Source organism: Bacillus sp. FSL E2-8887 (assembly GCF_038007205.1).
In the GTDB taxonomy this organism is placed as follows: Bacteria; Bacillota; Bacilli; order Bacillales; family Bacillaceae_G; genus Bacillus_A; species Bacillus_A mycoides.
Genome location: NZ_JBBOWS010000001.1, coordinates 2,178,708 through 2,200,791, shown reverse-complemented (window position 1 = coordinate 2,200,791; position 22,084 = coordinate 2,178,708). Strand labels below are relative to the sequence as shown.

Below are 22,084 nucleotides of genomic sequence, written 5' to 3'. Positions count from 1 at the left end.
TTAATTTTATCGTTTAATGCGGCTTTAATAAATCATTTTTAGTTTATATATCCCATACTGATAGCAATTGAATTTTATTATTTATCCCCTTAGATTATTTCAAATGATTCTATTTTCTTTCCATTTGACTCTTTTGATATATTTCAAATTTCTTGATTACATGTTGTATAGGGGAGCCCTTCTTTTTTCCACGTAAGAAATCCTCCCTTTAAATTAACCACTTTCTTTATATCAGCTTTTTGTAAAATGCTAGCTGCTATAGCGGAACGTAACCCCGTTCGACATTGTAAAACTATTGGACAATTTTTCGGTACATCATCTAGCCGTTCAAGTAGATTACCTAAAGTGATATGTATTGCATCATGAAGATGTCCTTCATCCCACTCTTTTTTACTACGCACATCGATAACCTTTACACTTCCATCTTTTATTAACGGATATAATTCATTTGATGTTTTTTCCTTATAAATCTCTAAACTATGGAATCTTTGAATTACCTTTGAAGGTGCAAAAGCAATAATATTATCTAAGCCAATGGACTCAAAGTCTCTAATAACTTCCTCCACTTTAACATTTTCCGCATCTAAAATTATTAAAGTTTCTTTTTTATAATCTAATATCCCCCCACACCAAGTTGTGAAAGAATTGTTATAAGGTATGTTAATTGACTTCTCGATGTGGCCAGCAGCAAAACACTCTACATCCCTTATATCAACTATTTGCTGAACACCCCTCATCACTTCTTGAAGTTCTTCTATTATATAAATAGCAGTAATCTCTCTCTTCTTACGAGTTGGTGGACCATACTTATTTAAATGCTTCATTAATGGAAAATACTTTGGAGGCTCTGGCTGTCCCGTCAATAAATTCGATATAAAATTATCTTCATCATTACATTGAAACGCCCAATTAAACATCTTTTCATAACCTAATGTGGAAGTTGGAATTGCTCCTAATGCTTTTCCACATGCACTTCCTGCACCATGTGATGGCCATATTTGCAAATAATCAGGGAGTATTTTTATTTTTTGTATAGAATCAAATAATTGTTTCGCTCCTATTTTTGCGGTATCTTTAATACCAACAGCAATTTCTAATAAATCGGGTCTACCTATATCTCCTACAAATATAAAATCACCTGTGAATATTCCTATCGGTTTATCATTCATATAATTATTTTGACTTGTATCGGTTACTAAAAAGGAAATACTTTCAGGCGTATGCCCTGGGGTATGAATGACATTGAATTTTATATGACCAACCTTAAACTCTGTTCCCTCTCTAACCAAATTGTATCGGCCCTCGTTAAGATTTTGATATTTCCAATCACTATCTCCTTCATCTGATACATATAAATTTGCATTAAAAAGAAGGGAAAGTTCTCTAGACCCAGATAGAAAATCTGCATGAATATGAGTCTCAGCCGCAGCAATTACTTCCATTCCCTCTTTCTTAGCAAATTCTATATATTGTTCTATATAGCGGCTGGGATCAATAACAATTGCTACGCCTTCCTTCTGACAACCAACTAAATAGGAAGCATGAGCTAATTTTTCATCATAAAAATATTTTAAAAGCATAGCTATTCCCTCCAAATGCTTATTTCAAATTACTTCTCGGTTGTTACAACAACTCCCTATCTTTCCTTATAGAATCCCTTTCAACATTAAATTCCAATACATATAGGGCAACATATACCTTTTAAGTAAAAACATACTATACCGTTCTTTCGCTTGATTAAACGGAAACGTTTCTTGAGGCTCATGTTCATAGTTAAATTCAGCGAGTATAAGACTTTTATATCCTGTAACAATCGGACAGGATGTATACCCATCATAATTAGCCTGCAAGTCTCTTCCATTAAGTACGTCCAAAATATTTTGTTTTAAGACAGGTATTTGTTTTCGAATTGCCGCTCCAGTTTTAGATGTAGGTAAATTGGTACAATCTCCAAGTCCAAAAATATTCTTATATTTTACATGCTGCAAAGTATAAGGACTTATATCTACCCACCCCTGATGATCACTTATCTCACTTTCTTTAATAAAGTTAGGTGGCCCCATTGGTGGAACAACATGTATCATACTATATGGTACTGTTTCTCGTTTCAGTGTTTGCGTATCTTCAAAAATTGCTTCTCTCTTTTCAGCGATAATTTCTACTAAGTTTTTATTATAGTTCGTTATAATTTGCTTTCTTTCTAGTACTTGTTCTAATGTTTCAGCATAACGCGGTACCTGAAATATGTTAGCGTTCGCAGAATAAAACATTACTTCACTTCTGTTTTTCAAACCGCCATTACAAAAATACTCTTCTGCTAAATACATAATTTTTTGTGGGGCTCCACCACATTTAATAGGAGTATTGGGGTGGGTAAAAATCGCATTTCCTCCTTTGAATTTTTCAATTTCTCTCCAAGTAGAATCAACATATTTATAAGAATAATTGCTACAAACCCCATTAGTCCCAATAGACTCCTTTAAGCCTTTAATACCACCCCAATTTATTTGTATACCGGCTGCTACAATAAGAATCTCATATTCAAGTAGCATTCCATCATCTAAAAGTATCTTATTTTGATCTGGAAACAACTTAACAACACTTTTAGGAATCCACGTTGCTCCTTTTGGAATAAGTGATTCTTGATCACGCATCGTACATTCCTTTGAAACAATTCCTCCCCCAACTAAACTCCATAGTGGTTGGAAGTAATGTTTTTTAGATGAATCGATAATAGCTATACTTTCTTTCAATAGGGATACATTTCGTAACAAATGTGCAGTAGAAGATAGTCCTGCAGTCCCAGCGCCAATCACAATAATTTTATAATTATCTCTGGTCTTCATTATCCTCTTCCTATCTGAATTTAATTTTTAAGTTAACTAATTATTAGCCTTATTTCATCGTAGTAACAATATTATAAGATAAAAATACTATTATTTTATCTTATTAAAACGAATATTCCGTTAACTTTATCCATCGGCATTACTATATGCGTAAATCCCTTATGTTACTTCTTTAATTTGTTTCAAACTCTACAAACTTTACATTTCTCAATATTAGCCTGTATCCTATCTCACTTTAATGACATTACACTTCTATAGATAATGAAATGCAAGTTTCTTTGGTATGGTTTGTCCATCCTCCTTTTCAGGAGATAGACAAAAACAATCTTATTCCAATAGCTATATTACCTATTCTTTTTTGAATCTTTGTTATAAATATCTATACATGCATTTGAGAACGTCTTTGTTGTTTTTCCAGTCCCTCAATAATGTGAGAATTGCTATTACCATATTTCCCGTAGCCTTTGATTTATAGGGAGCTGAAAATAGTACATACCAACCCGACTGGAATATTGAACACCTCATAACAGGAGATACTTTCTACTTAACTCAACGTTTTGGCAGAGCGCATTTTGGTGCCAAAATGAAGATTTTCAAGGTTCACCCTGACGGTACTTTACAACGCTTTATTACAATTGAACCAGAATTTATTACTACGTCTAAAGGGTTAGAAATTTGGAGAACACCAATTACAAATGTATATACTAAAGGGACATATATTGCAGTAATTAAGTATAACGGAGAATTTACCTACTCAAATCATTTTCAAATTAATTAACTCTTTCCTACTCAGTAGCTAGAATTGATTAATTAGGTAGCTATGAAGAATTAAGATCTTAACCAGCTTCAATTGGATTTTAACTTTTTTAATATAAACACATTTTACTTTTAATAGAAGTAAGTTAACTATTATATCCACCTACTCTTCGTATGCAATATTGCATACGAAGGGCCTTAAATATTTTGGTATACTATGCATGTGGATTTTTCATCCAAAATTCCACTCAAACGCATATTTATGTATATGCCGACCCTAATTGCTAAAAGTGAGAAGAATGTTATTCATTCTTCTCACTTTTTTTATTTAAAATGTGTGCTTGTACTTAGGTCTTTAGATATTTTACATTTTGAATCTTAATACTAATCCACGTATGTGAATTTCCTTATAAAAATAAACTCCAAAATAGAATTAATCTTCCAAATTCCACCTATGGAGTCAGTTGTTTTCTAAAAAACATTCCAGCGTTCTTATCAATTGATTTTAGAATAGTTAAATAATAATACCATATACAAGCTCTGCATAAATTATTCATTTTCTTTTATATAATACCTACCTTTTTACTTCTAATAAATCATTAAACATTGGATTATATTTCACTTTTATATAAATAAAAGCCAAATAGCCGTTCATAATGAACGACTATTTAGCATCTTACTAATAATTTGAATGTTCTTCATGTTAATCTATTTTGTGTAAACCTGTTGAAGTAACTTGATAGGTTCTTTTCTTACCTATATATTCCTGTTTACTATTCTCAAGGTTAATAAGTGTAGCCCGTGTCTTTTCCTTTACTGCTTCCCCTTCTATATGGGTAAACTCGATATAATCTCCCACTTTGACTGGCACAGTTTGTCTTTCAGCAGTTTGCTGTCTATTTCCCACTATTTCCTTATTGTACACAACAATACCGGATGAATTCTGTACTTTGATACTTGCATACGTATTATTAAAATAAGAATGTGGTACGCCTGCTTCTAAATTCACCTGCATTTTCTCTGTTACCCTATTATAATCTACTTTTGCGATTTCTCTATCACTATATCCCTTTAAAGACCAACCAAATTGATTTCCGTCTAAAACCGTTGCTTCTGGCATTTTTTCTACTTTCTTCAAGCCTTCTTTTGTGACTTCATACATTGCTTTTTTTCCAAAGCTTTCTTGTTTACTGTTGTCTACATTTGTGAAAGTAGCTCTATGCACACCTTCTAAATGTGTTAACTCAATATAATCGCCTACTTTAACTGGAACTTTTTGCAATTCAACATTTTGTTGTTTGTTTCCATAAATGTCTTTCTTGTATACTACTTTCCCTGATGCATTTTGTACTTTAATACTCGCATATGTTTCATTAAAATAATGATGCGGTACGCCTGTTTTTAAGTCAACTTGCATTTCTTCTGTCGACTTATTGAAATTGATTTTAGCAAACTCGAAATCACTAATTCCTTTTAATGACCATGCAAACTTGTTTCCTTCTAAAATATTATTTACATTAGGTATATCTGGTTTAATTGGATTAGAATCCGTCCCCTTCCAAATCTCTGCTGTTAAAGTTGGATACCCTAATACAGCCACTTTTTGAATGGTATCGTTATTTGGACGTAATCCCCACTTCTCAAAGAAAGGTATCAAATTTTGTTTGGCTACTTTTGATGCCGAAATCATAAATAATTGTTTTTTATTTTCATCAGTTTGTGGAAGTTCACTTGAAGACATGTCTCTATACAATTGATGCAATTTAGGATAGAAGTCCTCTCCATATGCTAACTGTAGTTGCCAAAGCATAACAAGCTTAACAAAAACATCACTAACTTCGTCATAATTTTTATTAGGTTGTTCTAAGTATTGAAATGCCTTAGTATAAGCGCCCTCCTGTTGCAATCTAAAAGATTGATTAGATGTAAATGCTTTTTCTACAGAAAGGCTGTAAATATTATTTTGTACTTCTGTCATATTATAAAACTTCCAAGGTGATTGCTGTCTCAAATGCCCTGCCTCATGCCAAGGACCCCAGCCATCTTTTATAAATTTATTAATATCTAACACGTATTGGATTGCATCTCCTACATATGCGGTTCGATAAGAAGTTGCATACATATAATAATCGGGAGAATGATTTTCTTCTACGTAATGAATATAATGTTTATCTACTTGTTCCTCGGATAAACCAGCTACTTTGTCTTGAATTCGAGTAGCTTCATCCATCTTTTTTAAGAGTTGTACAGGATCTGTATTAGAACCTAACAAATATTTCTTAACACGTGCAGGGCTGGCCGTAATTAATACACGTTCTCCTTTTAACTCCACTGCATGTGCATTGGGATATTGGTCCAGCATGTTTATTAAATCTTGTTTCGTATGCTTTCCTAGTTCAAAAAAAGGAGTAGTCGTTCCACCTGTTGTGACTGTTGTTCGAATGGTACCACCTTGTTGTTTATTATAAAAATAAATCATCCCCCCATTTGGAGATTGGATTGTGTTTATACCAGGTTTTAATGTAAATGATTTTATTTTAGAATCTTCTCTCCAAGAAGCATCATACGAATACGTTCCAATGTATGCTTGAATATTTTGATTTCCTTCTACATTAATCGTTATTTGTTCATTTGGCTTTGCATATAAACCAGTGGGTTCATATGGACTAAATGCCATACTTTTTCTTTCCTGTTGTTTCAGTACCTCAACATCCCCTTTTCCTTTGACTGTATATATTCTGTTTTCTGATTTAACTGACTTTTCCTCTTGCAGTGATGTCGATATTTTTTTTTGCTGCTTTGTTTCCTCTGCAAAGACATCTGATGAAGAAACCATTCCAGTCATAAGCATAGTTACTGTAGCGGTAGCTGCAAGTATTTTTCTAGTTTTATATTTTGAGTTATTCCCCATATTATCTCCCTCATTTTCCCTTAGTACATTTAAGGATTATTATTTTATTTATTACGTTTTTACACCAAAAATTTTTTACGCTATTTATGTTGTATCTAATACTCTATTTTTTCTCATAATAGTCTCCTTTTCTTTATTTCTAATTGTTTATAAATGTTATTTGATGACACATAAAATAACAACTTTACGATAAACTCATCAATAACAACCTATTATGTTTTGATTTAGTATTCTTAACTTCCATCTAATTGTATAAAAGTATTCAATTAGGAAAATAAGAATATAAAGTTCACTAATCATAGATTAGGTTTTATGGAAAAATTCATAAAAATCATTCACCTTAAAAAATCAAACTTGTATAACTACTTTCTACATATAGGATGGAATTATAAAAATATTTCAATAAAATAAAAGACAGAGGCCTGATGATACCTTCGTTTTTTCAATTTATAAAGAACAAAAAATCATTTTATAACTGTATAAATGCCCTTGCGACAAATACTGTATTCCGCTATTTTTTTGAAGAAACAGGATCCATTTTTAATGTTTTTATCCCTTCTTTTAATGTAAACGCATCCGCTCTCAATGTTTTCCAACTATCTTTCGCTGCATTCAAATTAGGTTTTAGGAATTTGAATTTATTTTGATCCGCTTTTTGGGATGCTTTATCAATATGACTAAGCACTCCCGAATATTGAGAATCTAAATCATGCCATTGTGCAGACATATAGGTAAGTGCATTAATAGCCGATCCAATCGCATTGTGCATTTCATTAATATTATTATACGCAACACCAACTACACGATTTAATGTTACTTTATAATCTATAGTCTGACGTAATTGTGCTAACAACGGCTCTAACGTACCTAAATTATTTCTTGCTACCCCTATCATTACACCACCAGCAATCCACGTAGGAATTGAGGGAATTGATACAGTTATTATTCCATCTGATTCTACTTGTTTAAAATGTCTTACTTGCTCTAAAACTTCATTTAAGCGCTTTTCATCTTCATCAATTCCAGATGCTTGGTTTTTCAGAATCGAATGCAAAATATCTTTATGACCTCCAAATGCCCGGACATCTTCTCCAATACTATCTCTTAACTTAGCTAGTTCTTGTATTAAATTCTGTGTATATGCTTGATTTTGTTTAATCTCACCTTGTAAATCTGTAATGCCTTCTTTTAATGTGTCTGCATCCCCTTCATTAATTGCTTCTACTAATGTGTCATAATAATTGTCGAATTTAGTATCATACTCTACAATCCCCGTCAGTGTATCTAAAAGTTGTTTTTTTATGTGTGAATCCCATTTCGTAGCATGCTCTCTTGCATTCTTTTGATCTTGTAGAATTTGACTAGGTAGATTTGTATATCCTTTAATGTCAATGCCTTCAAAGTTAACATCTGGGTTTTTAATTAACAAATAAGAGTAATCATTCATGGATTTTGCAAATACCCCAGCATCTTGCAAAGCTTTTTTCATCTTTTCGCTGTTTACCGAAAGAGATATATCTTCGGTACTAGTTTGTTCCATTTTACTTTCACTTGCGAATGCTGCCACTGGAGAAACTACAGTAGTTGTTGTCAGAGTTAAAAACGTCGATACAGCAAGTAGTTTATAAGGAAAGTTTTTATTAATTTTAATTCCTCCTATACATATATATTGATTTTTAATTTGTTTTTTCTTGTTTAAAAGCAATGTCTTTTGAAATGAATTCTGCATCTTTATGAATATCATTCCAACTTTGTTTTGCGGCCTTTAAATCATCAGGTATTAAAGAAAGTTTATGTTCTTGCATTTGGTCGATATTATCATATAGATCTTTATAATTCGCTCCCATCGTATTCCATTGTTGCTGAATACTTGTTAGAGACATAATTGCTTGATCAACTGTTTGATACAAATATGTTAAAGTGTCTTTTGTATTAGTAAGTGAAATAACTGCTTGGTTAGCTAAATCAGCTTTCATACTTAATTCTCCAATTTTATTCGAAATTTCATTATAGGAGTTCATATGATTAGATGCCTCAACACCAGCTGCTGTCCCTAAACCGATACCAGCTGCCCCTAGAGCTGTTAGACCACCAACAACAGCTGGTGTCGCTGTGCCACCGGTCACAACAATTACTACCGCTCCTGCAATCGTTCCAATAACTAAAATAGCTGCTCCTAATCCACCACCAATTGACCAGGCTAATACATTATCAAAATGTGCTTTCTGCGTAGAACGTAAATTCTCAATTTCGGCCTGAAGTTGTGGGAATAGTGCTTGTTTTCCCGCTAATATAGCCGTTAATCCCCCTTGTCCATCTGGACCTCCAACATTATTTTTAAAATCTACAGTATTTGTATACAACTTTGTTTTGAAAGCTTCTAACATCTTAATAATTTCCGTAACTTCATTTGAATTTGTATGAATTGTACCGATTAAATCCCCTATTCCTTCTTTGAGGCCCGCCTTATCTTTCTTTTTTACAGTATCTACTAGTGTGTCGTAATAATTTTGAAATTGTTCATCATAATTTACAATATTACGTGCTGTCTTTTGAATGTTTGGCTTCGCTGTATCTAGCCAGTAATTTGCATTGATTCGTGACAGTTCCTGATTCAGGTGAATGTTTTTGATTAATTCTCCCCCTCCTGAACCTAAATCAATGTTGGATAAATTTACATTCGGTTGCTTAATCATTGTTTTTGCGTACAAATCCATTACAAGAATATGAGAGCCTGTTTCAGCCAACACTTTCTTTAACCCTTCAGGTCCTAACGCATAATTTTCTATTTTCTGTTCTTGTGCTGTCTGTTCTTGTGCAAGTGCGTGAATAGTACTACTATTCGTAGCAGTTATAACCGTTGCTAAAGTGGCCAAAGTTATGACCTTAAATGGAAATTTCATTATTTGATTCTCCTCCTTATTTTCAATTGAGTTATTATCTTTTTATTAAACTTAAATTCTTAATATTAAAATTTATAAACTTGTTCTTCGAGTTGATTTGTTACATTTTTTAGTCGTCTTAATGTATCTTTTTGAGACTGAGTGTTACTAGTATCAACTTCAGTCAATAATTTTGTAATACTATTATTTATTAGATTCAAATCCTCTTTATAACGTTTCATTAGCTCAATTTCTCCATCTACTTGATTAGCAAATGTATGCAAATCATTTTGCATGAAAAGAATCATTGATTTTTGTAAATCTGCTACTGTTAATTTAGTTGTTAAGTCATATAATTTCTGATTTTGTTTCTCTAAATCATTTAAATATACTCTTTGCTCTGCTGTTAGTTTATTAATTTCGGCAAAGGTACTATATGTTTTTTTAATTTTTTCAGGATCAATCACTTTCATAAGATCATACTCTTTCGTTTTTGTAACTGCAGCTGCAGCAATTTCACCTTTTTTACTTTTCTCTATCGCTTCACGTGCTTCTTTTTTGGCAGCTTCAATTTCTATAGCTGATTTTCCCTTTTCTGTTGCTTCCTGCTCTGCTTTCTTCTCTGCTTCTACAATAGTATTATTTATTTCTTTTCCTTTGTTATACGCTACTACCGCTGTTTGAGCAGCCGGTTCAATGATATCTTTTGATAGGCTATAAATCTCTTGGAATACCTTTAGCCCTTGTTCATTTAAAGCTCCTGGTAATAATGCTATTTGCTCTAAATCATTTTGAATTGATTTTTTTGTATTTAGCATTTCATTTTTTAACTTGTCTATTTTTCCTGTTCCCTCTGAACTAAGTACACTCTGTGCTTTTACCACATCTGTATCAAGATTTTTCAGTTTCTTATCTACCTGTAGTTTAAGATCTGTTAACTCATTAATCTGACGTTGCACGTTTTCTTTGTTTGTTATAGTCATATCTTGAAGAACTTCCAGTCTATCTATAAACCCTTCTTTATCTTCCTTATTATCTACAAATCCTTTTAATGTTGGATAATAGCTATTAAATTTGGCTGCAAATCCTTTACTTTTTGAATTTAGTAGAATTAATTTTGGATATAGTTCTGATGACCACTCTTTCATATCTTGTTTAATTAGAAATTGAGTTGTATTTAAAGATGGAACTTCTTCAAGTTGCACATTCGGACTCGCTAAGGCTCCATCTATAAAGGTTTGTGTTAATTTGGAGTGTGCACCTATTTTTCGTAATGCTGAGGAAATATCTATATTATCTTGTTTCGTTTCTGCCTGAACGATTGGCATTGCGAGAGTATTGATAGGAATAGTCGCCCCAGTAACGATTGATGTTATTAAAAATCCTGTCATAATTTTATTCTTCATTCCGTACACCTCTTCACTATTGTTTTTTACAGTTTTAATCGTAAATTTTGTACAACCTAACGTTAGGATTTCATCACACACACTTGAGGATAGAAATTTTTTCGATAGAGTAATCGTATCTCGTTTTTTATTTATTTTTGATAGAATATAAGGACCTTACTTCCCCCTCATTTTAAACACTATGTTTTTCATAAGTAAACCTGAAAATCACATTGATTAAATTTAATTTTTCAGATATTTATTATTCAAATTTTAAAATATTATATTTAAAAAAGTTAAATACAAATTTCATTTCATAAAGTGAAATAATTATACTATGATAATTAAACATAAAAATTCTTTGATTCCCTTAAATCTATATGAATCCCTTACTTAAAAATGATTTCAATATAATTTAATAGTGATTAACACATATGTGTCTTTTATATGGATATGTAAAATTACATATCCATATAGGAGTATCTAGCTTAACTACTCCAAAATATTATTATCGTATACATAATAATCATATTGCTACGAACACCACAGGAGAAAATTTCCCTCATGCACTTTAGGGGATAAATTGTCCATGAAATAATAATTTTCGCTTATATACTTACTACTCATTATAGGAATACAAAAAAGCGATTCTTTTCACAGTAAAAAGAATCGCTTTCTAGGTTCCTATTTTCAATTACATTACATAAAGAATTGAGAAATTATCATTTAAGAGCCTTAACTATAACTTCAGCTGCATCTGCAATTAATTTATTATCATAGGTAGCTTCTTTCTCATCTTTACTAGATAAGATCGCAATGATAATAGGTGCCCTGTTCGGTGGCCAAACGATAGCAATATCATTTCGTGTCCCATAACTTCCAGCTCCTGATTTATCTCCAACTACCCAATCAGTTGGTACGCCTGCACGAATAAGTTTGTCTCCTGTAGCATTTCCTTTCATCCACTCTGTAAGAATTTTACGTTTATCAGCTGGAAGTGCATTTCCGACCGTAAAAGCCTTAAGATTGGTAGCAATGGCTTTCGCTGTACTAGTGTCACGAATGTCTCCTGGAGTAGCTTCGTTTAACTCTGGCTCAAAGCGATCAGCCATAGTAACCCGATCACCCATCTGTCTAAGTGCTTTTTCATATCCTTTAGGTCCGCCTATTTTATTAAATAAAATGTTCCCGGCGGTATTATCACTGGAACGAACAGCCGCCTCTGCAATTTCCCCAAGTTTCATGCCTGTATCTACATGTTTCTCTGTAATGGGTGAATATTCCACCAAGTCGTCTTTCGTATAAGTGATAACTTCATTTAATTTCTCAGTTGAGTTTTGCTGTAGCAATACTCCTGCCGCTAATGCCTTGTAGGTTGATGCAAAGGCAAATCTTTCGTTAGGTCGATAAGCAATTGTTCGATTTGTACCAGTATCAATAGCATACACACCTAATCGAGCATCAAATTTTTTCTCAAGTTGAGAGAATTCTTTATACGTCGCATGATTTTTATGTTTAACTGGTCCGGTCTTTTCTTTCGCTTCAACTTGCAATGCCCCTCCTGTAAAAACTTCTAGGCTTGTAAGACTTAAACCTAATATACCAACACATAAACCTATTTTTAACATCCTCTTGTTTTTCAAAATCATCATTCCTTTCAAATTTTCAATACTGAAAACAAGTAGTAAATTCAATACACTGTATCCTATTTGAAAACCTGTTTTTATACGTACACATAATAGACCATCTAAGAAACAAGTTTGTTCCATAAATTTAAAACCTTTTTAACTAGTAGCCAAGATATTAACAAAAGTAAGAGATAGCAACTATGATAGCCGCTATCTCTTATTTCAAATCTTCCTTTTTCTTTAACTTATAAAGGCTTTTATATAAACAGGGTCTCTTCCCCTGAGAAAAGTGCACAAATTTTACTAATTTTGATTCGAACTATCTATACTAGCAGCTTCACCATGTATACGTTGCTTTTTTAAATCAAAGTATACATCTAAAATTTCCTTTCCAATTATAGAATTAATTCCATTTTTATCATCATGAAGCCATGGGACTACTACAGAAAATGCTACTTCTGGATTATCATATGGAGCATATCCAACTAATGTTAAGTTATAACATTCCATACGTTCTCCTTTTGCATTTCTACCAATTGGATCATCTCCACCATATACAGTTTGAGCTGTCCCTGTCTTTCCTGCTGGTTTATATGGCGCATTTTTGAAATACTTCACGCCAGTTCCATCACCTTCTTGGAATACCCATCTAAAGCCTTCTTTTATCCGATCAATATGTTCTTTCTTCATATCAACTCGATTTAATACGACAGGCTCTATAGAGCGTATAACTTTACCGACCTCTTCTTCTTTTATTGATTGCTCTCGTATTTCTTGTACAATTTGGGGTTGCATTCTATATCCACCATTTGCAATAGTTGAAATATATTGTGCCAATTGCAATGGCGTATACGTATCATACTGACCGATAGAAAAATCTAGTAAAAACCCAGGTTGACTATCTACTTTTCTCGTTTGCCCAATTATTTCATTCGGTAAATCAATACCTGTTGGTACCCCTAAACCAAATTGTTTAAAATAATAACGCATTTTATCAAATGCTTCTTGTTTAATATCCAATGAACCATTTGGTACGTAATTAACTCCCGCAATTTTTAAAGCTGTCTGGAACATGTATACATTCGAAGATACTTGTAAAGCTCGTAAATCATTAATATTACCAAATCCGGATACATTCCATGATTTCTTGGCTTGTGTACCTTTAAATTTCATCGGTGCATCATAAAATTGATCTCCTGGCTGTATTGCCCCTGTCTCATATCCAGTTAATAACGTTGCGCCTTTTACAGCTGACCCTAGCTCATACGAAGTTGTCATGTTACCTAATGCCAAATCCTCAATCTCTATTTTCCCTTCTTTTTCTACAATCTTTTTGCCTGCCATAGATAAAATCTGTCCGTTATTTGGATTTGTCATGACGACAAACGCTCGGTCCAACAGTGGCTCTGAACTCTTAAAAGCTCTCAAATTTTTCTCTATACTTTCTTCCACTTTCTTTTGTAATTCCATATCAATCGTTAATGTTAAACTATTACCACTTTTTCCTTTAGAGATTATTTCTGTGTTTATAATGTTTCCTGATTTATCAGTAATGTTTTTCACTTCTTCTTTTGTGCCGTGTAATACATCTTCATATCGTTGTTCAATATAACTTTTCCCTACACGGTCATTACGGTTATATCCACGTACCAAATAAGAATCTAAGTTTTCTTTCGGTAATCCTTCTTCACTACTTGTAATATTACCTAACACGGAACGAAATAAATTACCATTTACATAATTACGTTCCCAATCAACTGTTGTATCTACTCCTGGAAACTCCGCAAGTTTTTCACTTATCCGCGCATATTCTTGATCTGTCACATCTTTTTTTATAATTTGTGGTGTCAGTTGATAACCTGAACTCATTTTACTTTTAATAGCTAACACCTTTAAATCTTGTGCTGTTAATTCTGCCAATTCTACTTCTGTAACGCGACTTCGTCTTAAGTCTTGAATTTTTTTGTCTAGTTCTTTTCCCTCTATTCCCTTTTCTTTAAACTTTCCTATGTCGTTTTTAGTAATCTTTGATTCCGCACGTTTCGTATTCAATTGCATCCAAAAATCTTTTTTATCGATATCGGTTAATTTATTTATATCTTGCTCAGGCATTTCAAGTACCTTCGCCAAGTCTTTTGCTGTTTTTAAAATATCTTCACTCGTAATCCCCTTTACCCTTGTATACGTAATTGTGCGAAGAGATTTATTATTAACGACCGTTTTCCCTTCTCGATCTAGAATCTGTCCACGTGGAACTGGTATACTAGTTGTTTCATTTTGACTGTTTTCCACTTGGTTCTTATAAGCCTCTCCCTCAACGATTTGTACTTTTCCTAGCTGCATAATAATAGCTGAGAATAGTACAAATATGCAAAGGAACATTATATTCAATCGAATAGATATATATGTCTTCTGTTTCTTTACTTTTTGTTCTTTCATAAATCCTCCATATAATTCTTCAGGAAATCCTCACTAATACTTAGTAAATAAATATACTAAAAGCGTTCCCTATATATTAGAAACCACTATTCAGTTATAATAGTGTCTTATCTTTTTTGTTAAATCCTTGTAAGCATCCATTCCTTTTGGTTTAGCCGCGTAATTGATGAATCTCCCTTCCTATTTTTTTTCTCTATTTTTTTGTCGCCTGCATTAGAAATGCTAAACTGTATAATGACTCATATTAAACTTACACATAGACTTACTATTAACATGTACTTTTTTTCATACTGATTGTTCCTTTCTTCATGCTGTAATACTTAATAGACAACCTAAGTAATAAAGTTGTTCCACATTTACAAAAAAAAAAATTAACTATAAGATGGAATAGGCTACATAAGGGAGGGTTATATGTTACATACGAAAAGATGGAGATTTTTTGCGGTTCTTTCTATTGTAAGTGTGATTTTACTAATTTTATTAAAAATCAACTTCATTTCAATTACTATCGCAACTTCTTCAGCTGAAAGAGGAAAAATTCTTGATCAAAATGGTGTAATACTAGCTACAAATAAGAAAGTTAAGTCTCTATATTGCACTTCTAATGATGAAAAACTATCGAATAAAGATACATCAAACACATTAGCTTTTTTCAATCAATTTTCAAACGAGTTTCAACATGACATTTCTACAGAGGACATAAAATCTCAATTACAACAATCCTGTAATAAGCAGACTATGAATGAAATATCCTTATACTCTGATATAAATAAAAATGAAATTTCATTCATAAACAAGAATAAACCTAAAAATGTAGTGATCAAAGACGAATTCATTCGATATTATCCAAAGAACGAAATTGCTTCACAAGTAATTGGGTATGTAGAAAATGACCTTAATTCTAAAAATGTACCTGTTGGTAAAAGTGGGATTGAGTTTCAATATGAAAATGATTTAAAAAGAAAACCCGGAAAAACTCTGATTTTTAAAATGAATAATAAAAAGTTCTTATGGAACATTCAAAAAGTACAAAAAGGAAAAGATGTCCGGCTAGCTTTAGACTCTAAATTGCAGCAAAAAACAGAGGAAGCACTAAGATCTCAAATTAAGAAAGTACCTGATGCTAATGCTGGTTATGCAGTAGTAACCGATGTAAAAACTGGCGCAATATTAACTATGGCCAATTCGGCAGTTTTTGATCCAAATATATTAAATACACATGTATCATCTAAAAAAGAAAACATTAAATCCCTTTCGCAAAATAAAGCAATTCAAAAATTAAAGTATGGTGAATCTTATGTAAATATGGCCTCTACTATAAAGCCACTTACTATTTTAATCGGATTAAACGAAAAGCTTTTTCAACCTGAGGATACATATTTGGATAATGGTAGTTTTCAGTATGATAATCAAAATAACATCACTAATGCTCCTGGAACACCAACAGGTGAAATTACACCGAGTCAAGCTATCATTAATTCATCAAATACATTTATGACGGCAAAAGTAGCTCTCCCCTTATTCAACCGAAATAATGGGAATATAGAAAAAGTAGCAAATATATGGACAGATTATTTAAAGCAATTTGGCCTCCGCTCTAAAACTGGTATTGATTTACCCTTTGAAGAAGACGGAGAATATGAATTTCATCCATCTAATAAGTTTGAAAATGGAATCTCTGCTTTATTAAATGCATCTTGGGGAGGAAATGAAGTACACACCCCTCTACAACTTGCTCAATATGCAGCAACTTTGGCAAGTAAAGGTGATAAATATAAACCTCAAATCGTAAGTGCTATTATTGGTCAAGACGATAAGGAAACAAAAAAGTTTAAACCACTCTTAGAAAGTTCAAATCGTTATCCTATGAAATTTTGGAGTGTCGTGCAAGGTGGGATGAGTCAAAATATAGAGGAGATTAAAAACTTGCCCTTTCATGTCGCGGGTAAAACAGGGATAACTGGCTCTCCGAACGAGCAAGAAAGAATGATAAATCATTCTCTTTTCATTGCATATGCTCCTACCGAAGATCCAAAAATTTCTATTTCTGTCGTTATTCCTGGTAGTAATTCGGAAAAAAATATTGCTGCTCTCGTTACATCAGAAATTTTAGAGTGCTGGAATTCACTTCAAAAAGAGGATAAAGATAAAGAGGAAGGTTCATTAAAGTGAACCTTCCTCTTTTACCATATAGAATCTATATTCGTTATTCCCCATATACCTTCATCATTCTTTTCAAATATGAAAGAATATTTAATATCAGTTAAAACATACTCTTTTTGTACATATCCAGTATGACCGTTAATTGTCGATACTTTTATAAATCCATCATTCCGTACTTTTTCTGGAATCAAAGCTTTTACCATTTCATTAGATACTTCATATAAAACTTGTGATTCTCGTTTTGGTTCAGCTAAAATTTTCGTTTTATTTCCAGTAACAGTTGCATATATAAAATGCGATTGCTTTGGTTGGTTACTTTCTGTCAATCCACTTGGTACTTTGTATGCTTTCTTTGTATCATTTGCAAATTCTCCCCCCATTGTAAGAGCGACTTGCAACTCATGAAAAATATCCTCATCAAACTTCAATTCATCCTTCTGATAACTTTTCCCCTTAAATAGAACTTCATCATTTAACGCTCTATACAGGTCATTTTCATTTTTCGAATTTGTACTTCGATATAACTCATTCATAAATTGTTTTAATGATGGATCTTGAGCAGACTCATCTTTTGTTTTAGGCTTAATTTGAGTACTACTTTGTACCGGTGATTTATTATCATCAAGCCAAGGTTGTTGAACAATAAAAAATAACATTGTACAAACCAAAACAACTACAATAGGCAATGCTTTTTTACGAAATGGTCTCTTGTATGGTACAGAGTCTACTTCACTATTTTGGTATATCGATTGCTTTATTTTATAAATAAATGCTTCTTCATCTTTACGACGCTCCATTGGTCCATTTTTTAATTTGCTATACCAGTCAGGATTTTTTTTACTGTTCATCACTTCTACCCTCCCCTATTAATTTTGAAACTTTACTTCTTGCTCTGCTTAACCTAGATTTGACTGTTCCAATGGATACACCTAATGTTTCAGCCATTTCTTCATAAGATAATTCATATTTCGCGTCCAATATTAGTATTTCGCGGTGTTTTTTAGGTAGTTTTAATACAACATCCCACACATCATTCATTTCCTCTTGATTAAAAAATTCTTGTTCTGCCGATGGAGATTGCTTATCGTCACTAAAAAACCCCACTAAAGATATCCTTTTAAAATAAGAGGATTTCAAATAGTTTATTGCCGTATTTCTTGTAATTTTTAATATCCACGTTTTAATAGATGACTCCTTTCGAAACGAATTCCAATGTTTAAAAACCTTAATAAATACATCTTGTGTGATGTCATCTGATAAGTGTGGATCTTTCGTAATAATAAATGAATAATTCCATACATCTTGCCAATAGTCTTTTATAACATAGTCAAGCTCATCATGATTACATTTTTCAATAAACTTCTGTTCCATTTCCACACCTCAAACTTATTTGAATAAACATAAAGCTGCCCTCACTTTTAATATGGTTTCAATATATAGACATGATACAAGTTTCATTTGTTCCATTGTTTATCTTTTTTTTCGACAGATGATATTTCTTAAAAAAATGTAATAAAAAAGACCAGGATAAATTCTTAAAATCATCCTGGTTTTTCTGTATTAAATATATTTTCATTATTTTTTTATAATAGAAACCGCATCTAATACATCCACTTGACTCCCCATAGTTTTAGTGAGTTTTTTCCATTCAGTTTCTGCTTGTACAGCCGTAACATCATCTGTGTTATATGGTCTATCTTCACCATACGATTTATTGAAATGAAGGATTTCCATTGATGTTTCATTTACAGGGATTTGATTGAAAGTTGCATTATCAACAATTACAATCAATTCCTCGTAATTTGGATTACGATAGTGACCAAACCAAGTATCACTAGCATACTGGACATCTATTTTCTTTTCATTAATTGTTAATTCCTTGATTTTTTTATTTTTCTTACTAGCTAGTAAGACAGCTTTATCTTTTGGAACTGAAGGTACTGACTTAATTGGGTCTGAACTCCATACTTCATCATCATTATCTGACTCTCTTAATACACCTAACCCAACCATTTTTTTCGCTGTTTTTTGATCCATCATTAATACTTGTTTACCATCAATTTCTGCTTGCTTCACTTTATACAAAGTGTTGGTCTTAATTTCACTTTTATGTTGATTTACTATTCCTTTTAATGATTGTTCTCCTTCAATTAATAAAGCGGCATTCCTTGGTTCTTCTTTCTTCCCAAAAGAACAAGCTCCTAACATAGAAATAGATACAATCCCTGCCACGCACACTTTCATTACTTTTTTCATTGCTTTTTCTCCTCTTTGCTTGTTTTATCAATACGCTACATAATTTTTTTATATAACCGTTGTAAATAACGCCAACGGACAGTGAAAAAGTACACACTTTGAATGGATATAAAGGCTAGTATAATTAAAATCGAAATCTTTAAAACTGAGTAGTCAATTAGCTGTTGCAAGGCTATAAAAGCGACCCCGCTATGAATAATCGCTATAATGATAGGCAAGAAGAACATTAGTATAAGCTGTCGTGTTACGATTTTCTTTAGTTCTTTTCTACTTAGACCGACCTTCGCAATCATTTCGTATTGTTGTTGTTCTCTTTCTAAATCTGCATATAGCCTGAAATATAATAGGCTGGCTGCAAACGTAAAGAATACGATCCCTACTAATACACTGACAATAAGTAAAATACCGTTCTCTTGTTTCGAAGAAATCCATTCAGAATACAACGCTTTAAAATAATGATGTGCTTGCCCCGAATTATGATTACCCATTGTTTCTTCTAATTTTTTTGTAACCACTCTTGATTTCTCCCAATTTTCCACGACAAAACCATATTGACTTTTCATTACGTAAGAATCATCTTCCGTCTTTCTGTTAGGGATTTTATCGTACAGAGAATCCGAAACAACAATAATGGCTCCAATTGAATTTGGGAGAACTATATGTGGGACCGCCTTCTTGACCCGGAGGGACATTTCTAAGTTTTCCTGTACTACATCTATTTTCTCGGGTATATCTTTTCCTCTTGCATACTTTTCTTTTTGCGAAATGATTGAGGGTACTATAATCGCTTCTTGATCGTTATCCATCTTTTCCATTTCATATCCGAAAATTTTTGCAAACTTGTTATACTCTGATACTTTGATTAGCACTAAATTATTTTCCGTGAATTTAGGATTCGTAACCGCTACCTGATAAGAGAAATTTGAGCGAGTAAGTTGTTTTTTCATTTCTGTAATGTGCTCTTCTTCTTGTGCATTTTCTCCTAACGAAGTATAGGTAAATGCAAATGGATTGGTCATTTCGGTTAATCCCTTATTTCCCATTGCTAGGCATGTACCAATCCCTGTGAAGGCCACAGCGGAAACAATCGCTAGCATAAAGAACATAGTTGCATTATCCTTCATACGATAGGCCAATTCAGATATAGTAAGAAGGTTTGTTTTATTAAAAAACAAAGTGTCTTTTTTCTTTAAGACACGTATTACATACACGCTCAACTGTGAAAATAGAAAATATGTCCCTATCACTACAAAGACTACCCCTCCAAGTAAGTAAGGCATAATGAAGTTTCTTTCTAGTACGAAATAGAACACACATCCATACCCTAATCCAATGAAGAATACGGAAAGAAATGCTAATGCTTTTGATGCCTTTGGCTCTGGCTTTGGTTTTTCCTCTGATTTCATCAAATCAATCAACTTGTTTCCTTTTACCATCTTAGAAGTAAACAACGAAATAACTAGAAACAGAATCAAAAATGCGCTAGTTGTCATAAAGACAGCTTTTATAGGAACATAAAAAGAAAGTCCCTTATCAATCGCTAATATATTTTCACTTGCTAACAAATTGAGCTTTGCAAATATCAATCCAATTAAGATACCAAACATAATAGATCCGATTCCAATTAACATATTTTCTAAAAAAATTAATTTGTTTAACTGCGCCGGTGTCATACCATGCATGATTAAAATTCCAAATTCTTTTTTTCTTGTTTTTAAAAAAGAACTCACCGAATATAAAAGAAAGAAGAATGAAAATACAAAAATGAGATATTGAGAGATTTGCATCCCCATTGTTCCTAAAAGGCTCATTGTTTTACTTGTGGAGGCTAGTTCTCCTTGTAAATCAGGATGAAAAAGTAAGAGTGAATATGTGAAAAAAACCATAACTGAAAATGAGCTACTTAGAAAGTGTGCAGCATAAGTCCGCTTACTTCGAATGATATTATTAAAAGCGAATCTTTGAAAAGTCATGCTTACGACCTCCTAGTAATGCAAGTACATCTATAATTTTTTGATAAAACATTTGTTGGTTTTCTCCGTTATAAATTTCGTTATATAATTTTCCATCTTTAATAAATACAACGCGATCACAAAAACTTGCAGCCACTGGATCGTGCGTAACAAGCATCATTGTTGCATCTTGTTCTTTATTTAATCGTTTTAATAACTCCATTACATCATTAGCCGCTTTTGAATCTAAGTTTCCCGTCGGTTCATCTGCTAGTAATAATTTAGGTTTATGAATTAGAGCACGTGCAATTGCTGTCCTTTGTGCTTGTCCGCCTGATATTTCATATGTTCGTTTATTTAATATATCTTGAATGCCTAATTTTTCTGCAATACCTTCTACACGCTGATTCATATCCTCAACTTTAGTACCATCTAACGTCAGAGGAAGAACAATATTTTCTTTTACAGTTAATGTTGTAAGAAGATTGAATGCTTGAAACACAAAACCTAATTCACGTCTTCGAAATAATGCCAGTTCATTTTGAGATAATTGATATGGATTTTCTCCATTAATCAATATTTCTCCTGATGTGGGAGAATCAATAGTAGAAACCATGTTCAACAAAGTAGTTTTCCCACTTCCTGATGGTCCCATTATTCCTACAAACTCCCCTTTTTTCACACTCAAATTAATGTCGGCGAGCGCTTCATAAGATACCTTTCCTGTATAGATTTTACTCAGTTCACAGACCTTTAATATTTCCATATCGTTTTGCTCCTTTTTATCTTTTAATAACCTAAGTTTATCTAAGCGTCCCTTCTTCTCATATCGATTAACCTTTCATATATCTAACAGGTCTGTAATA

The 22,084-nt window shown here is 32.5% G+C and carries 15 protein-coding genes and 1 pseudogene; 3 read left to right on the top strand and 13 right to left on the bottom strand.

Annotated elements, in window-relative coordinates; genetic code table 11:
• Positions 1-143 precede the first annotated feature (143 nt).
• Together NSQ08_RS10985 and NSQ08_RS10980 are read right to left on the bottom strand one after the other, a co-directional pair.
• The gene (locus NSQ08_RS10985; RefSeq protein WP_016101976.1) at positions 144-1,580 is read right to left on the bottom strand and encodes an MBL fold metallo-hydrolase; all 1,437 of its coding nucleotides are present in this window, start codon (positions 1,578-1,580) and stop codon (positions 144-146) included.
• Positions 1,581-1,646: 66 nt separating this feature from the next.
• A complete protein-coding gene (locus tag NSQ08_RS10980; protein WP_016120229.1) occupies positions 1,647-2,846 on the bottom strand; it encodes an NAD(P)/FAD-dependent oxidoreductase in 1,200 nt (399 codons plus the stop codon).
• A gap of 511 nt (positions 2,847-3,357) precedes the next feature.
• On the opposite strand from NSQ08_RS10980, the gene NSQ08_RS10975 reads away from it, so the two are divergent.
• Positions 3,358-3,624, top strand: a complete 267-nt coding sequence (locus tag NSQ08_RS10975) for a DUF5065 family protein (protein ID WP_340780126.1) — start codon at positions 3,358-3,360, stop codon at positions 3,622-3,624.
• A 681-nt stretch (positions 3,625-4,305) separates the two neighbouring features.
• Here the strand turns inward: NSQ08_RS10975 and NSQ08_RS10970 are convergent.
• From NSQ08_RS10970 to hblC, 4 genes are all read right to left on the bottom strand, one after another.
• Entirely contained in the window at positions 4,306-6,513 is a 2,208-nt protein-coding gene (locus NSQ08_RS10970) for a M60 family metallopeptidase (protein ID WP_340774553.1), read from the bottom strand.
• Positions 6,514-7,024: 511 nt separating this feature from the next.
• Positions 7,025-8,158, bottom strand: a complete 1,134-nt coding sequence (gene hblA, locus NSQ08_RS10965; RefSeq protein WP_016101979.1) for a hemolysin BL binding component B — start codon at positions 8,156-8,158, stop codon at positions 7,025-7,027.
• A gap of 31 nt (positions 8,159-8,189) precedes the next feature.
• Positions 8,190-9,419, bottom strand: a complete 1,230-nt coding sequence (gene hblD, locus NSQ08_RS10960; protein WP_340780121.1) for a hemolysin BL lytic component L1 — start codon at positions 9,417-9,419, stop codon at positions 8,190-8,192.
• 62 nt (positions 9,420-9,481) lie between these two features.
• Positions 9,482-10,801 (bottom strand): hemolysin BL lytic component L2, encoded by a 1,320-nt coding sequence (gene hblC / locus NSQ08_RS10955; protein ID WP_340774549.1) that lies wholly within the window; start codon positions 10,799-10,801, stop codon positions 9,482-9,484.
• Positions 10,802-11,408: 607 nt separating this feature from the next.
• Between hblC and NSQ08_RS29905 the strand changes: the two are divergent.
• Positions 11,409-11,495, top strand: a pseudogene (locus NSQ08_RS29905) (undecaprenyl-diphosphatase); the annotation flags it as partial.
• 7 nt (positions 11,496-11,502) lie between these two features.
• Here NSQ08_RS29905 and bla read toward each other — a convergent pair.
• Entirely contained in the window at positions 11,503-12,429 is a 927-nt protein-coding gene (bla, locus tag NSQ08_RS10950) for a class A beta-lactamase Bla1 (RefSeq protein ID WP_431179596.1), read from the bottom strand.
• 282 nt (positions 12,430-12,711) lie between these two features.
• Positions 12,712-14,847 carry a peptidoglycan D,D-transpeptidase FtsI family protein gene (locus NSQ08_RS10945; RefSeq protein WP_060751857.1) on the bottom strand — a complete coding sequence of 712 codons (2,136 nt, stop codon included), beginning with the start codon at positions 14,845-14,847 and terminating at the stop codon, positions 12,712-12,714.
• A gap of 411 nt (positions 14,848-15,258) precedes the next feature.
• Here NSQ08_RS10945 and NSQ08_RS10940 point away from each other — a divergent pair, with 411 nt between their 5' ends.
• Entirely contained in the window at positions 15,259-17,019 is a 1,761-nt protein-coding gene (locus tag NSQ08_RS10940; protein ID WP_340774546.1) for a peptidoglycan D,D-transpeptidase FtsI family protein, read from the top strand.
• Between the two features lie 11 nt (positions 17,020-17,030).
• Here the strand turns inward: NSQ08_RS10940 and NSQ08_RS10935 are convergent, their stop codons facing one another.
• The 5 genes from NSQ08_RS10935 to NSQ08_RS10915 form a co-directional block, all read right to left on the bottom strand.
• Positions 17,031-17,858, bottom strand: a complete 828-nt coding sequence (locus tag NSQ08_RS10935) for an SH3 domain-containing protein (RefSeq protein WP_340774544.1) — start codon at positions 17,856-17,858, stop codon at positions 17,031-17,033.
• Complete coding sequence (locus NSQ08_RS10930) at positions 17,848-18,381, bottom strand: RNA polymerase sigma factor (protein ID WP_002127457.1); 534 nt, start codon at positions 18,379-18,381, stop codon at positions 17,848-17,850. Before NSQ08_RS10930 ends, NSQ08_RS10935 begins: the two co-directional genes overlap by 11 nt.
• Before the next feature lie 204 nt (positions 18,382-18,585).
• Entirely contained in the window at positions 18,586-19,266 is a 681-nt protein-coding gene (locus NSQ08_RS10925) for a lipoprotein BA_5634 family protein (RefSeq protein WP_340774537.1), read from the bottom strand.
• A 35-nt stretch (positions 19,267-19,301) separates the two neighbouring features.
• A complete protein-coding gene (locus NSQ08_RS10920) occupies positions 19,302-21,239 on the bottom strand; it encodes an ABC transporter permease (protein WP_340774534.1) in 1,938 nt (645 codons plus the stop codon).
• On the bottom strand, positions 21,214-21,984 hold the full coding sequence (locus NSQ08_RS10915; RefSeq protein ID WP_002017024.1) for an ABC transporter ATP-binding protein: 771 nt from the start codon (positions 21,982-21,984) through the stop codon (positions 21,214-21,216). The genes NSQ08_RS10920 and NSQ08_RS10915 overlap by 26 nt, the downstream gene beginning before the upstream one ends.
• Positions 21,985-22,084: the final 100 nt, after the last annotated feature.

Bases quoted from the DNA above. Each gene is read 5' to 3' on its own strand.
- NSQ08_RS10985 (WP_016101976.1), bottom strand. From the start codon at position 1,580: ATGCTTTTAAAATATTTTTATGATGAAAAATTAGCTCATGCTTCCTAT.
- NSQ08_RS10980 (WP_016120229.1), bottom strand. From the start codon at position 2,846: ATGAAGACCAGAGATAATTATAAAATTATTGTGATTGGCGCTGGGACT.
- NSQ08_RS10970 (WP_340774553.1), bottom strand. From the start codon at position 6,513: ATGGGGAATAACTCAAAATATAAAACTAGAAAAATACTTGCAGCTACC.
- hblC (WP_340774549.1), bottom strand. From the start codon at position 10,801: ATGAAGAATAAAATTATGACAGGATTTTTAATAACATCAATCGTTACT.
- bla (WP_431179596.1), bottom strand. From the start codon at position 12,429: ATGATTTTGAAAAACAAGAGGATGTTAAAAATAGGTTTATGTGTTGGT.
- NSQ08_RS10945 (WP_060751857.1), bottom strand. From the start codon at position 14,847: ATGAAAGAACAAAAAGTAAAGAAACAGAAGACATATATATCTATTCGA.
- NSQ08_RS10940 (WP_340774546.1), top strand. From the start codon at position 15,259: ATGTTACATACGAAAAGATGGAGATTTTTTGCGGTTCTTTCTATTGTA.
- NSQ08_RS10935 (WP_340774544.1), bottom strand. From the start codon at position 17,858: ATGAACAGTAAAAAAAATCCTGACTGGTATAGCAAATTAAAAAATGGA.
- NSQ08_RS10930 (WP_002127457.1), bottom strand. From the start codon at position 18,381: ATGGAACAGAAGTTTATTGAAAAATGTAATCATGATGAGCTTGACTAT.
- NSQ08_RS10925 (WP_340774537.1), bottom strand. From the start codon at position 19,266: ATGAAAAAAGTAATGAAAGTGTGCGTGGCAGGGATTGTATCTATTTCT.
- NSQ08_RS10920 (WP_340774534.1), bottom strand. From the start codon at position 21,239: ATGACTTTTCAAAGATTCGCTTTTAATAATATCATTCGAAGTAAGCGG.
- NSQ08_RS10915 (WP_002017024.1), bottom strand. From the start codon at position 21,984: ATGGAAATATTAAAGGTCTGTGAACTGAGTAAAATCTATACAGGAAAG.